A 13,693-nucleotide genomic window follows, 5' to 3' on the forward strand; every position below is an offset into this window, starting at 1 on the left:
CGGTCGAAGGAGACCGCATGACCCGCGACACCGAGGTACCCGCCCGGGTGCGCCGCGCGCTCGCCCGCGCGTCCGCGCTCGGCTTTCCGGGGGTCTGCGAGGACCCGATGGGCCCGCTGCTGGCGACGTTGGCGGCCGCGGTCCCACCGGACGGTCGGATCCTGGAACTGGGCACCGGTACGGGTGTCGGCACCGCCTGGCTGGCGGAGGGGCTCGGCCAGCGCGACGACGTGCGGCTGGAGACGGTCGAGCTGGACGAGTCCCTGGCCACGGCCGTCCGGGCGGACGACTGGCCGCCGTACGTGACGGTCCACACCGGTGACGCCGAGGCGTTGCTGCCCACGCTGGGCCGGTTCGATCTCATCTTCGCGGACGCGGTGGCCGGCAAGTGGACCGGCCTCGATCTGACGATCGACGCGCTGGCCCCCGGTGGGCTGCTGGTCGTCGACGACATGGACCTGGCCCGGTACACCGACCCGCGGCACCGTGCCGCGGTGCAGCGGGTCGAGCGGACCCTGGCCGACGACCCCCGCCTCGTCGTGGCGCGGATCCCGGCCGGCACCGGCCTGATCATGAGCACCCGACGGCCGGACCGCCGCCCGTCCCGGAGCCGGTACAGCTAGTGCGGTGTCACGTCAGTCTGATGCGGACTCGCCGGTTCTGCCGGCCCTTGCTCTCGACCTTCGTGACCGTGACCCGGCCGATCTGAGCGGTCGACGCCACGTGCGTGCCCCCGTCGGCCTGCACGTCGAGGCCGACGATGTCCACCACCCGCACCTGCGGCAATTCCGGAGGCGCCTTGAACTGGGTGCGTACCAGGTCGGGAGTCGCGTCCGCCTCCTCCCGGGAGAGCATCCGCACGACGATCTTGCGGTCCGCGGCGATCTCGGCGTTCACCGCGTCCTCCAGGCTCTGTTTGAAGCCCGGCGGGATCTCCGGCAGGTTGAAGTCCATCCGCGCCTCGCCGGGCTCCATGTTGCTCCCGGTCACCAGGACGTTGAAGTCGCGGAAGACCGTGCCGCACAGCACGTGCAGTCCCGAGTGGGTACGCATGAGCGAGGTGCGGCGGTCGTCGTCGATCGCTCCGGTCACCGTGGTGCCGACCGGGGGCACCGGGTCCCCCGGGGCGGGCAACAGGTACAGGTCGTCGCCCTTGCGGGTGCCGACGATCCGCGTCTGCACGCCCTGCCAGATCAGCACGCCGTGGTCCGGCGGCTGACCACCACCGCCGGGATAGAACGCGGACCGGTCCAGCACGATGCCCTGCTCGGGATCCGCCGGATCCGACCACAGCACCGTGCAGTCCCACTCGCGGAGGGTGACGTCGGCCCAGTCCAGCCGGTGGGTCCGGCCATGGTGATCAATACCCATAGGTTGATGGGAGGGCGGCCGTCACCGACCCGCCACTCCGTCTCCCTTCAGCACTCGTACGGTCATCAGGACTATTCGTAACTGGACACCGGCGACGAACATCCGATGTCGCTAGGTGATCAGACGCAGCACCGCCGCGGTGCCGGCGCCCAGGGCGACGACCAGCAGGAACGGTGCCCGCAGCAACGCCGCCACCAGGGCGACGGCAAACCCGGCGGCGCGCGCGTCGAGCACCAGATCGTGGCCGGTGGCGAAGGTCTGCACCGCCACCAGGGCGGCCAGCAGCGCCACCGGCAGCAACCCCGACGCCTGCTGCACCTGCGGCTGTTCCAGCACCGACTTCGGCACGCACAGCCCGACCAGCTTGAGCAGGTACACCCCGAGGGTGCCCAACAGGATCGCCGTCCACATCAGCGGCCACCCGCCCGACGGGCGGCGAACGCCGCGACGATGGCGGTCAGCCCGGCCACCAGCACCGGTGTCCCGGCCGGCAACAACGGCACCATGACCAGCGCGAGCCCGGCCGCGGCGACCGCGAGCGCCCACAGCCGCCGGCCGCGCAACCGCGGCAGCAGCAGGGCGACGAACGCGGCCGGTGCGGCCACGTCAAGGCCGAGTGCCTCCGGGTCGGGCAGCACGTGCGCGCCGAGCGCACCGCCCAGCGTGGCGATGTTCCAGAGGACGAAGACGGAGATCCCGGTGGCCCAGAACGCCAGCCGTGCCTCGCGTGGGTCGTCGCGGGCCGTCGCCATCGCCGAGCTCTCGTCCAGCACCAGATGAGCGCCGACCAGGCGCCGCACCCCCCGCAGCCGCAGCAGGGATGCCAGATTCAGGCCGTAGAGGCTGTTCCGCACCCCCAACAGGGTTGCCGTGGCCGCGCCGGTCAGTGCGCCACCGCCGGCACCCAACACCCCGACCACGGCGAACTGCGACGCGCCGGAGAACATCAGCAGCGACAACGCGCAGGTCTGCGCGACGGAGAAACCGGCAAGTACCGACAGCGCGCCGAAGGAGAGCCCCAGCGCACCGACCGCCACGCCCACCCCGAACGCGTCGCGCAGGACGGCGGTACGCGCCCTCGGCCAACTTCGATCCGCGATCGTGCCTGTCGTACTCACGTCGGCGTCCCTTCGCGTACCTGCTCGCACCGCTCGTGCTGTCTTGCCGTACCTACTCGCATGCCGGATCGCGGCGGCGCGGTCGGATTGTCGGCGGCACCGAGGGTTCGGGAAGCCCGCACCTCATTGGGCACAGCTCGGCGCAGCGGGCACCAGTGCGCTTCTCACCCGCGAGCAGAATACCGAGGTCGGTGCCGTGGTGGGGGCCCGCCAACCCCGGGCCAGCGACGCCCAGCCGGTGACGCTGCCTACGGCGGCGCCCCGGACCGGGCATCGCGGCCAGGACGCACAGCGGGAGGTTCCGCCGCTGGTCCTCGCTGAAAGTCGGGTGGTCAGCAGCGGTCACCCGGCATGCCGGACGTCCACCGCGAGGACGTTGTCGAACACCTGAACCCGGAACGGCAACTCGTCGCGCACGCCTACCGCCCAGGAGAGACGCCCTCGAAATCACCGATTCGGCCGACCTCGGTCACGGCGAAGGTGCCGGCGCCGTCGAACCGCTGCGGCCCGGTGTACGTCGGCTGCCCCGTACCGGTCCGCTCCCGGCCCGACGCGAGCTGCATGCGGACGACGATCACGGCGTCGCCCCGGATCGTCACCTCCGCGCCGGAGCCGGCTTCGACGATCGGGCGTTCCTCGTACGACACCTCGTAACCGGGCACGCCCTCCGGGAACCGGAACGTGATCCGGTCGTAGCCGGCATGCAGCCCGGTCTCCACGTCGTTCAGGAGATGGAACTCTTCGGACGGCTCGGTGTTCTCAGGCTGCGTATTGACGTCGGGCAGCACCTCGGTGGGCTCGCCTCGGGCATCGAGCGTAACGGCGATCTCGTCGGCATCGGTGTACCCGATCACCCGATCGGTCCGTGACTGCGCGACGGGCACGACCCAGGCCCGCACCTCGGTCCCGCCGATGTCCGACGGGCGGAACCCGGCGGTGCCGTCGCCCGCGGTGCCGACCAGGACGCGAGGCAACCGCGGCGCGGCCAGGCCGCCGATCGCTGCGGCATCGCCTGGCACGTCGAGCGGACTCACCGTGAGATCGGCGGCCGGCCCACCGCCGGGCCAGCACGCCTGATCACCTTCGGTGCCGTCGGCACGGGCCACCAGGCACAGCTCGTCGGCGGTACGGATGGCCACGACGTCGAACAGCTCGTAGCGGGCGACGACGGTCCGTTCTCCGCCGCCCCCGGCACCGTCGCCGTCGTCCGGTGGCGGTGCGGTGAAGGTGAGGCTGGCGATGATCTGGTCGAGCACCTTCGAGTTGCGCGAGAAGTCACGCCCAGGCGTGTCGTGGGTAGTGGCGATGAAGCTGCCGTCGGCGATGTTGACGACCCAGTCGTAACCCAGCGTGCCCTCGTCGAGCAGCCCTTCTCCCGTGGCTTCGGCGACGACGGCCACGGCCTCCCGACCGTCGACCATGCCGGAGTCGCGGGAGCGAACCTCGCCGAACGCGTCGGGCGACGACGCGGTCCGGTAGCCGGTCTCGGTCGCGCGCAAGACGATCGCCACGGCTGGTTCGGTGCCTTCGCCGACCGATATGGGTTCGGGGTCGAAGTAGCTGCATGCCGCCACCACGTCGCCTGAGTTGGTGTGCCAGTCGCTGGGATACTGCACGGCGTACCCGACCTGGTCGTTGCTGCATTCCGCCAGCCCGGGAGCCGGTGCCGTCCCGGTGGTGGGGGCGGGGCCCCCGGTTCCGTTGTCGCCGCCGTCGGCGCATGCGGCCAGGCTCAGTGACAGCACGGAGACCGCGCAGACCGTCCAGATGGTTCGCATTCTCTGCCTCCTCGTCGACATCGATGAAGAAGTTCTCCGTCCCGCAACGGTGCGTGCTCGTACGCCCCCGGTGGTTCTGCTCGACGGCGTCGCCGCCCTCGTCGGTGGCAGCTACGGGTCACCACGACTCGATGGCGGGCTGGCTTCCTACCGCCTGCGCCATCGACTGTCGCGGAACTCAGTAGACCCAGACCGTGGTGCCGATCGGCATCTGGTCGGCTCGCCACAACCAGTCCATGGCGGCGATGGTCACCCGGACACAGCCGTGCGATGCCGGGTAGGGCGGAACCTCGGGATAGCCGTGGACGGCGATCCCCTGGCTGTGGAAGTACTTCGGCCGGTACAGCCGGCCGAGGGGGCCCGGGTCCCAGGCGTCCACCTGCCAACCGATCTCCCAACGCCCGCGTGGCGTGTCCGCCAGAAAGCGTTCACCGTCGTGGGTGTAGTACTCCCAGGTGCCGGTCGAGGTGCTGAAGATCTGCTCGACGGTGCCGTCGTCGACAAGCATCATCAGCTGCCGATCGAGATCCACCTCGACCACCCGGCCCTCGTCGCTGCGGGCCGACGGGCGGATGCCCTCGTCCAACGCCTCCCGGGTTTCGGGCCCGACGATGCCGTCCCGGCTTCCCCCGGCGGCCTTCTGGACCGCGTAGACCGCCTGCTCGGTCAACTCACCGAAGACCCCGTCCACCGAGCCGACCCAGTACCCCAGCTCGCGCAGCCGCCGCTGCACCGTCTCGACCGCCTCGCCGGTGTCACCGCGCCGCAGCAGCTTCGCACCGGATGGAGTCGGCGAGGGTACGTCAGGCGGCGACTCCGGTGGTGTGCTCGGAGGCGCGGATGACGGGCTCGAAGGCGTGGCGGTGACTGGTGGCGTGGTACGCGGCGGCGTGCCGCCCGGCACCGTGGCGCTCGGTGTCGCCACGGTGGGCGAGCCCGTCGCCCCAGCCTGCTGCCCGTTGTCCGGTTGGCATCCGCTGGCTCCGACGAGCACACTCGTCCCGACGATCGCCAGCCATCCGGCGAACCTTCGCACTACTCTTCACTCCTCCGGCTTCGACTCGAGATGACCGGCCACCAGCACCGCGCCGGCCACCAGCGCGAGCGCGCCGACGATCACCCACTCCAGGTCGAGCTCCAGCCACACCAGCAAACCACCCACGGCCGCTCCGAGCACCGCGTCTACGGCGGCGAGTCGCGCCACCACCGCGAGCCGGTGTCGCCATCCGATCCCGGTCACCAGCCCCACGAGCAGACCGGCACCGGCGAGGCCGGCAGCGGGCAGGGCTGCGGGCGCGTCCAACCCGGTGGTCGCCAGGAGTACGAAGAATCCAGCGTAGAACCCGACCGCCGCTGCGACGACCGCAGCGGCGGTGACGATTACCGCCCGCATGCTGGCACTGCTCCTCGATAGCCTCGGTCGGCCCGGTGAGCTGGACGAACCGACGGGCGGCCGCGGCCGTCCGGTCGTCACCACCGGGATGTCGGTCTACCTAACTCTTCTCCGGCCGGGTTGGGTCGATGGCGCCTCACCTCTGTGCCGTACCCAGGCACCAGGCGAGGTGAAACCGGCAAACGGGAATGCATCTGGCGCCTCCGGGTGTACCGGGCAACCGGCAGCACGTCTGTCGTGGGCACTCACCGGGCACCAGTGACAGCGGGCGGGGTCACCCTGTACCGCACTTTCACCACAGGGTGGGCCGGTGGGTCATCGCGACCGTGCCCGCCGCGCTCTCCGCCGCGTCGGGTGAGTGCTCGGGAGGCAGCAGAACCACGAGGAGGGAGGCCCCGCTCCTTCATGCCATCAAGACACCGCCGGGTGGAGGGTTCTATCCTGGGTCTCGGCGGTTCCGGGAAGTGACTGCTCCGAAGAGCCGGCTTGGGGATGCGAGTCGGTCACGCTGGAGCCAGCTGTCGTTCCCGTTGTCCTCCCGGGCCGCCGTCGTGGTCACCGCGTCGTTGGTCATGTTGCGGTAGACGATGTCGGACAGCAAGCAACGATCGGCGGTCGTCGATTGTGTTTCGGATTTTCAGCGCCCGTTGTGAGTGCTTGTGGGATGTCCCGCCGCAGTTGCCTATCACTTCGTCGCGGTCGCACAGCAGCACGCTCATGGGGACTGCGCTCCTGTATGTGGCGGTGATCCTGTCGGTCACCACATGGGTGGCCCGCTCTCCCCCCGCGGGAACGAGATTGGGCAGCTCGCCCACCGAGCTGTGTCCATGCCTTCTGCACAGGGCGCCGGTTGCTATCGTTACTGACCCCCGCGTTGACCGTCGTCGCTGGGGCCCTGACCTGCCTGCTGTCCCTGCGCGGGCTGGTCGTCCTGCCCATGTGAGCTGCGGCGCAGCGCACGAGCGGAATCCCGGTCGGAAATTGCGCCAGTGATCGGGCCTCGAGCGGCCGGCCGACGGCGTGGCGGGCGTCGTCCAGGCGAAGCCGAGCAGGACGAGCACGGGTCGGACGGTCAGCCGCCAGGCGAGGGACGCTCTAACCGATAGGGCACCGCTGCTCCGCCCTGCGCTTCGGCGGCTACGTCCGAGGCCGGATCCGAATCTGCCTGAGCTGCTTATTCAGGTGGTGGTCGGCGGCGGATGACGAGCAGGGCGATGTCGTCGGTGGGGTGTTCCTCGGTGCGGGACATGATGTGGTCGCACAATGCGTCGGCCGGCCCGGCTTGTACGGCATTGGCGAGGCGGTCGATGCTGGTGTCAATCAGTTCGCCGCGGCGTTCAATGAGTCCGTCGGTGTAGAAGACCAGCGCCGAGTTCGGCGGCAGGTCCAGAACCTTAGTGTGGCGGTTGGTCGGTGGCCTGCCCACGCCCAGTGGCCGGTCCACGGTCAGGGTCACCGGTCGGGTCGGCCGGCCGGGGAGGGCCAGCAGCGGTGGTAGATGTCCTGCGGAGGAGAGGTGCACGGTGGTGCGGTCGGGGGCGATGAGGGCGTAGATGGCGGTGGTGAGGGTGCCGGCCTCGAAGTGGTGGATCTTGCGGTCGAGGGCGGTCAGCGCCTGGGCCGGATCGTCGCAGTCGAGCGCGTAGGCGCGTAGCGCGCTGCGGATGCGTCCCATGACAACCGCGGATGGCAACCCGTGACCGGAGACGTCGCCGATGACGACACCCAGCCAGCCGGACGGCAGCGTGAATACGTCGTACCAGTCGCCACCGATGCCCAGGTCATGACCGGGCACGTACCGGGCGGCCAAGTCCAGACCGGAGATGTCGGGTAGCCGGCTGGGCAGCAGACTGCGTTGCAGGGCCAGCGCCGCCTGCTGGTCGAGGATCTGCGATCGGGCCTGACCTACGAGGCTGGCCCGATCGGCGACGAGTTGCAACAGCCGCACATCGTCGGCGCCGAACCGCCGCAGGGTCAGGGCACCGACGTGCAACACGCCGACGAGGTCGCCGTTGGCGAGCATGGGGACGCCCAGCAGGGAACGAACGCCCGCGTGAAGGAGAATGGGGTTGACCACGTCGGCAGGCGTGACGTCGTAGATCGTGACCGGCAGGCGTGTCGCCGCCACCCGACCGGCGAAACCGCGCCCGACCCGGACGCGGAATCCTCGGCGTACCTCCTCCTCCAGGCCCTTGGCCGCCGTCGCGATTAGTTCGCCGGTATGGCCGTCGAGCAGCAGGATGGTGGCGGTGTCAACCTTGAGCAGGTCCCGGACCCGTTCGAGTAGCTCATCGAGGAGTTCGGCGACGCTCAACCCCGATAGGGCGGCATCGGTGATCGCCTCGATACGGCGTAGCCGTTCCTCATTCGTCATCAACTCGGCGTCGGCCACACACGCAGCCTAGACGCCGGCTGGTGCGCAAGGAGTTGCAGCATCAGGTGTCGGTTCAGCCATGTCGGGTAGCTGCCGTGGTACGTGGGTGCTTCGGTCGGTGGTCGGGACCGTTTGGTCGCAGTCGCCTTCCGCGGTGCCGTCGGTAAGGTCATCGGCCTACACGTTCGCAGCGAGGGGGAACAGTGGCGGACCCGACGTTCGACCCGCGACCTCGCGCCGCCGCGAAGCCCTTGCTCTCGACATCGTTCACCCTCAAGGACCTCGCCCGTGTGCGCGGCGAGGTCGAGGCAGCCAGTCGCCGGTGCGGCCTCGACGACGACCAGGTCGAGGACTGGATCACCGCGGTCAACGAATTGATGATCAACGCGATCCGGCACGGGGGCGGCCGGGGTACGGTACGCCTGCTGCTGGTGAACGACCGGATGGCCTGCGAGATCGGCGACTGCGGGCCTGGGTTCAACATCGCTGACTATGTTCCGCGCCGAGAGCGGCCATCCTTGTCCAGCAATGGCGGAATGGGGCTGTGGGTGGTGGAGCAGATGACCAAGTTTCTTCTGCTCGACAGCGGCCCCGCAGGCACCACCATCCGCATCACGCCGCGCACCGGCGACGCCGGAGAATTCCCCGCGCCCTCTTGAGAGTGGCCCGTCCATGCCCGTCCTGAGCTGGACGTACGGTTGACCTGTCGTTCCCAGCGTAGTGGCTGCGGCTGTCCGCTGTTCCGGCTGGCGGTCAACTGCCGGATCACTCCGCCGCTGATGAGCAGGGTGGGCGCCGTGATCCGGGCGACGATGGCGGACCATTCTGGATCCGGATCGTCGATCGCGGGCCGGACCTGCCCCACCAACTGCCAGTCGAAGGAAAGGTCTCCTGCGGGACGGTCGGGAAGTCCCGGGGGCCGAGGGTGCGGGTAACCGATGTCCTCCAGCAAAAGTTCTCGGACGTGTCCCTGGCCTTCGGCGGCCACCCGCAGGCCACCAGACCGCCGAGGGAAATGACCGACCAGGTCCACCGCGCCGAGGTCCAGCTGGTCCAGGATGCCGGTGACGTCTTGGATAAACAGTTTCAGGCTGCACGTGCCGGGCCAGTCAGGCCGTGTCGCAGCACCTTCATGTGCTCGAGCGATTCGGCCGAGTGCAGGCGCCATTGGACCGTCGCCCTTGCAGGATGTCAGTGCGCCATCCGCCCTTCGATGACCTGCAGCTCCCGGTTCGAGGATGAAGAGGGGTCGCGGGAGATCATGATAGCTGGTGCAGCCGCGTCGCCGCAATCGCCCGTTCACCCTGAATTTGTTGCGGCGCCTACTCAACCAGTACACGTGTTCCGCCGCGACCTTCTCGAGCCATTCCTGGTCCTTTGGGACGGTGGGAGTCGAATCGTGACGGGGACGTCGTCACGACTCCAGCGGATCCGTTCGAGGACGAGGTCTTCGTAATTCCTGAGGCATGGAAGTTCCACCTGAAGCGGGCCTTGGGCGAAGAGTCGAGACCAATATCGGAATCCGGACTGCCGGTTAAACCTTTATGCCTATGTTGTCCGGAATCGGGGTACCGATTCGCCCTTGCGGGCCGTGGTGGGCTCACCCACAATGGGTAACGGTCCACGAAGCGCCACTCACTTCCATTGGACGACCCCACCACATCATGACCTCTTATCTTTGTGGCGCACTCGTTGACCTGAGCGATCCCGAATCTCCAAGACGGGAAGGGACAACATGCCCTTGTCACTGGCGGACCTGCGAAACATCGGAAACACGCCGATCAGGTTCGAGTCGACCTCCGATCCGCGGGTCTTCCTCCGTATGGACGGCACTGGGGTGCCTACTACCATGGCGGGAGGCGGGACAGTCAACTGCAACTTCGACGCCGCCGAGAAGGAAAAGTTCAAACTTCACCATCACGGCAACGACAACTATTCCATCGAATCAATCGCATTCCCCGGGAAGTTCCTACGCATGGTGGCGAGTGATGTCAACGCCCAAAAACCCACCGGCGGGATCGTCAACTGCCAGATCAACGCCAACGGCGGCGGCCATGAAACGTTCAGGTTCCGGGCCCAGAACAACGGGTCGTACTCTATCGAATCGCTGGGCTTCCCAAACGTGTTCCTGCGCATGCTGGGCGGCGGCGTCACCACTCACACAGCGCAGGGCGGTGGGACGGTCAACTGCCGGTTCGACGCCAACGGTGGCGCTGAAACCACATTCAAGATCAGCATGGCTGATCAAAGCCTGAACTTCGCCAACGCTCAACTTCAGTCGCAGAACATGTGGTGCTGGGCCGCCAGCTCGGTGAACATCGCAAGGTTCTACGACCCGAACACCCCACACACCCAGTGCGCCCAGGCAAACGCGCAGTTCGGCCAGAATGGGTGCTGCAACGTTGCCCAGGCCAGCGGCGCGGCCTGCAACCGGGGGGCCTGGCCGACCAATGCACTGACGAGGATGGGCCACCTACGCGAAGAGGTCTTCGCGGCCCTGACGGTGCAGCAGGTCGCCGCCGAGCTCGCACAGTCGCAGCCGGTCGGGGTCGACACACACTGGCGGAATGGCGGCGGCCACATCGTCGTGATCTGGGGGCGCTGGGAGTCCGGCGGCGTCGAGTGGCTCAGGATCCACGACCCCTGGGACGGGTTCGTGGATGTCACGTTCGACAATTTCAGAGACAACTACACGGCCAGTGGCGGGGTTTGGGCCCGCAGCTACCGGACCGTACGTCAGGCCTAAGGAGCATGGGGATGCCGCTACACCTTCCGGACCCGCCGAACAGCGTGGCCGACGTCAGGTCGAAGCTTCACAAATTCGCCGACGAGGGCAAGTTCGCCTCCCGAGCGCTTCGTAGCGCCCGAAAAGAACAGCTTGACGTATCCACCCCCCATCAGGTTTTCACCATGGGCCTCGACAGCGTCCTCGCGGGAGGTGGTGTCGACCGAGCTGAGCCGGCGGGCTGGCGTTATCTTATCGAGGACGGTGGGCAACCGGTCGCCAGCGCTGAGACCACGACGGGCCCAGACGGCACAGAGGAGGTGGCACAGTTCACGGAAGGTCCATTCGTGGCCGCCACCGACAAAGCCATGAAGATCATCCGGAAACTTCCCAAGCTGACAGCCTCCGGCTTCGAGCTGCGACTCCTACGCATCCCTGCCGTATACCAGATGGCACTGTGGCTGCACTCCGACAACGAGGACCTCATCGTCCCGTTGGAACCATCGTCGATCGGCAAGGAAGGCAAAGCCATGCCGGCGGACGAGTTCTTCACCGACCTGGCCGAACTTGCCCGTACGACTTCATTCCGCACCGATCCGAATTAGTCCTTGCACCTCACCTCATCCCTCACCCGTCTGCCGCTGTTCGTAGGATTGTGAGGCTCGCGCTCGGATTGTTCGTTGCCAGATCGGCCAGTTCCGGGTGTGCGCGGCTGGGAACGTCACGGCGAAGACGAAGCCGTTGAGGAGGCGGCAGACCTCGGCGACCGTCATCACAATGATTCCGAGCTGGAATAGGATTGTGCGGCGGCGAGGATGGTCAGGACGGCCAGAGCGAGCATAACCAGGGTGATGAGCCGGTGACAGCCGGCCCACGAACCTTGGAAATGGTCCAGGCCGTCCTGGCCCTTGCCGTCCTGAAACAGATCCTCGCAGATGGGCGGAGACGTTACGTAGCTGGTGTGGATTACGATGACGTCGTCGTCGGCGTTGCCGGTGTACACAGCGGCGTCGTGGGCACGTGCGGTGACGGCAATGAGAAGGTCCATCACCCTCACCGTCGGTCCGCGGCAGGTCTCGACGACGCAGGCGGCCAAGCGTGCGTACCTGGCGGCGATGGCGTCGCCATGGGCAACGGATCAAATCGGCATGGGATGACACCCAGCCGAGCCAACCGCAGCGCCCTCGCCTCGGCGGTTTCGCGACCAGGACACCGAACTGGGGAATAGCGAGGCTGGCGACACTGATCGCCAGTTCACCGGGGATCGGGATGACACCGGCGGCGATGAAAATGCTGGTGTCGAGGATCCCGCGACTCACCGCTGAAACCACGGATCGGTGATGGTGTCGTCGAGCAGGTCCCGATCGCCCGCCCACTCGGGGGTCAGTCCTCGAAGCTGGCGCGCGTGGAACGACCTTGCCGGTGTGTACGACCAGCCCACCGACCCGGGCCGAGCACGGCCGCCGGGCGGCCGGCGCCGTGATCGTCACACGTTCGCCCGCCTGCGCCCGGCGTACCAGTTCGCCGGCGTCTGCCGGTTGCGTCCCGCCGGGTGGTGTAGAAGCTGACCTGCTCCGGCGTGCCGCCGAGATAGGGGTGGGTCATCGCGTGAGTCTCTGTGTGAACGACCAAGAACACGCAGAGGACGGAGTACGCGATGACCCTTGACCAGTCTGCCTTGTTGGAGGTGCTGGACGCAGTCAAGGCAGCGGATGTGAATGATCGTGTCCGGCAGGCGGCGGAGACGATTTATCAGGCGTTGATCGAGGCGGAGTTGACCGCGGTGATCGGCGCCGCCCCGCATCAGCGCAGCGAGGCCCGGGTGGCGCAGCGCAACGGCCACCGGTCCCGGACGCGGGCCACGACCGCCGGTGATCTGGATCTGCGGATCCCGAAGCTGCGCACCGGATCGTTCTTTCCCAGCCTGCTCGAGCGGCGCCGGCGAGTGGACCAGGCGCTGTTCGCGGTGGTGATGGAGGCCTACCTGCACGGGGTGTCCACCCGCAAGGTTGACGACCTGGTCAAAGCCCTCGGTGCGGACAGCGGGATCTCCAAGTCGGAGGTGTCGCGGATCTGCGCCGACCTGGACGAGGAAGTCGGTGCCTTCCGCGACCGGTCCCTCGCCTCGGCCGCATTCCCCTACGTCTTCCTCGACGCGACCTACTGCAAGGCCCGGGTCAACCGGCGAGTCGTCTCCCAGGCCATCGTGGTCGCCACCGGGGTTAGGGGCGACGGCTGGCGGGAAGTGCTCGGCTACGCCGTCGGCGACAGCGAGGACGGCGCCTTCTGGACGGCGTTCCTGCGCTCACTCAAGGCCCGCGGACTCGGCGGGGTGCAGCTGGTCATCTCCGACGCCCACACCGGCCTCAAACAGGCCATCGCCGCGGTGCTGCTCGGCGCGGCCTGGCAACGCTGCCGCGTGCACTTCCTGCGCAACGTCCTGGCCCAGGTCCCCAAGGGCAACGCGGAGATGGTCGCGGCCGCGATCCGCACCATCTTCGCCCAACCCGACGCCGCCCATGTCCGCGAGCAACTCGACGTCATCGCCGGCATGCTCGGCCGCCAGCTGCCCAAGGTCGAAACGATGCTCCGCGACGCCGCGCATGACCTGCTCGCCTTCACCGGGTTCCCGCCCAGTCATTGGAAGAAGATCTGGTCGACGAACCCGTTGGAGCGGTTGAACAAGGAGATCAAACGCCGCACCGACGTCGTCGGTGTGTTCCCCAACCCCGAAGCCCTGCTCCGCCTCGCCGGCGCCGTCCTCGTCGAAGCCCACGACGAATGGCAGACCGGCGACCGCCGTTACCTCGCCGAAGGCAGCATGGCCCAGATCAGCACCCCCGCGAAGGCCCCCACCAGCGAACTCATCGCTGCCTGACCAGATCCGTTGTCAGCTCGACAACGCACCGGAAAACTGAACAGCGCACAGAGCCT

Annotated in this window: 13 protein-coding genes; 5 read left to right on the forward strand and 8 right to left on the reverse strand. The window is 68.0% G+C overall.

The window, feature by feature from the left end; translation table 11 throughout:
- Positions 1 to 17: 17 nt before the first annotated feature.
- Positions 18 to 623 carry a class I SAM-dependent methyltransferase gene (locus O3597_RS14200; protein ID WP_281604432.1) on the forward strand — a complete coding sequence of 202 codons (606 nt, stop codon included), beginning with the start codon at positions 18 to 20 and terminating at the stop codon, positions 621 to 623.
- 7 nt (positions 624 to 630) lie between these two features.
- Here O3597_RS14200 and O3597_RS14205 read toward each other — a convergent pair whose 3' ends face one another.
- The 7 genes from O3597_RS14205 to O3597_RS14235 form a co-directional block, all read right to left on the reverse strand.
- Positions 631 to 1,371, reverse strand: coding sequence for an alanyl-tRNA editing protein (locus O3597_RS14205; RefSeq protein WP_281604433.1), 741 nt, complete (start codon positions 1,369 to 1,371; stop codon positions 631 to 633).
- Positions 1,372 to 1,482: 111 nt separating this feature from the next.
- Entirely contained in the window at positions 1,483 to 1,782 is a 300-nt protein-coding gene (locus O3597_RS14210) for an AzlD domain-containing protein (protein ID WP_281604434.1), read from the reverse strand.
- Positions 1,782 to 2,489 carry an AzlC family ABC transporter permease gene (locus O3597_RS14215; protein WP_281604435.1) on the reverse strand — a complete coding sequence of 236 codons (708 nt, stop codon included), beginning with the start codon at positions 2,487 to 2,489 and terminating at the stop codon, positions 1,782 to 1,784. Before O3597_RS14215 ends, O3597_RS14210 begins: the two co-directional genes overlap by 1 nt.
- 419 nt (positions 2,490 to 2,908) lie before the next feature.
- Positions 2,909 to 4,267: a hypothetical protein gene (locus O3597_RS14220; RefSeq protein ID WP_281604436.1), complete on the reverse strand. Its 1,359-nt coding sequence runs from the start codon at positions 4,265 to 4,267 to the stop codon at positions 2,909 to 2,911.
- A 178-nt stretch (positions 4,268 to 4,445) separates the two neighbouring features.
- Positions 4,446 to 5,171 (reverse strand): L,D-transpeptidase family protein, encoded by a 726-nt coding sequence (locus O3597_RS14225; protein ID WP_281604538.1) that lies wholly within the window; start codon positions 5,169 to 5,171, stop codon positions 4,446 to 4,448.
- A 138-nt stretch (positions 5,172 to 5,309) separates the two neighbouring features.
- On the reverse strand, positions 5,310 to 5,660 hold the full coding sequence (locus tag O3597_RS14230; protein ID WP_164450109.1) for a hypothetical protein: 351 nt from the start codon (positions 5,658 to 5,660) through the stop codon (positions 5,310 to 5,312).
- A 1,174-nt stretch (positions 5,661 to 6,834) separates the two neighbouring features.
- Complete coding sequence (locus O3597_RS14235; protein ID WP_281604437.1) at positions 6,835 to 8,052, reverse strand: GAF domain-containing SpoIIE family protein phosphatase; 1,218 nt, start codon at positions 8,050 to 8,052, stop codon at positions 6,835 to 6,837.
- A gap of 185 nt (positions 8,053 to 8,237) precedes the next feature.
- On the opposite strand from O3597_RS14235, the gene O3597_RS14240 reads away from it, so the two are divergent.
- The 3 genes from O3597_RS14240 (at position 8,238) to O3597_RS14250 (ending at position 11,364) form a co-directional block, all read left to right on the forward strand.
- The gene (locus O3597_RS14240; RefSeq protein ID WP_164450108.1) at positions 8,238 to 8,693 is read left to right on the forward strand and encodes an ATP-binding protein; all 456 of its coding nucleotides are present in this window, start codon (positions 8,238 to 8,240) and stop codon (positions 8,691 to 8,693) included.
- A 1,076-nt stretch (positions 8,694 to 9,769) separates the two neighbouring features.
- On the forward strand, positions 9,770 to 10,780 hold the full coding sequence (locus tag O3597_RS14245) for a papain-like cysteine protease family protein (protein ID WP_164450107.1): 1,011 nt from the start codon (positions 9,770 to 9,772) through the stop codon (positions 10,778 to 10,780).
- A gap of 11 nt (positions 10,781 to 10,791) precedes the next feature.
- Positions 10,792 to 11,364: a hypothetical protein gene (locus O3597_RS14250; RefSeq protein WP_164450106.1), complete on the forward strand. Its 573-nt coding sequence runs from the start codon at positions 10,792 to 10,794 to the stop codon at positions 11,362 to 11,364.
- A 167-nt stretch (positions 11,365 to 11,531) separates the two neighbouring features.
- Here O3597_RS14250 and O3597_RS14255 read toward each other — a convergent pair whose 3' ends face one another.
- Entirely contained in the window at positions 11,532 to 11,807 is a 276-nt protein-coding gene (locus tag O3597_RS14255) for a hypothetical protein (RefSeq protein ID WP_235945189.1), read from the reverse strand.
- Positions 11,808 to 12,416: 609 nt separating this feature from the next.
- Between O3597_RS14255 and O3597_RS14260 the strand changes: the two genes are divergently transcribed.
- Positions 12,417 to 13,637: an IS256 family transposase gene (locus O3597_RS14260; RefSeq protein ID WP_281601447.1), complete on the forward strand. Its 1,221-nt coding sequence runs from the start codon at positions 12,417 to 12,419 to the stop codon at positions 13,635 to 13,637.
- Positions 13,638 to 13,693: the final 56 nt, after the last annotated feature.

Origin of the sequence: Verrucosispora sp. WMMA2044 (assembly GCF_027497155.1) — a bacterium.
Taxonomy (GTDB): Bacteria; Actinomycetota; Actinomycetes; order Mycobacteriales; family Micromonosporaceae; genus Micromonospora; species Micromonospora palythoicola.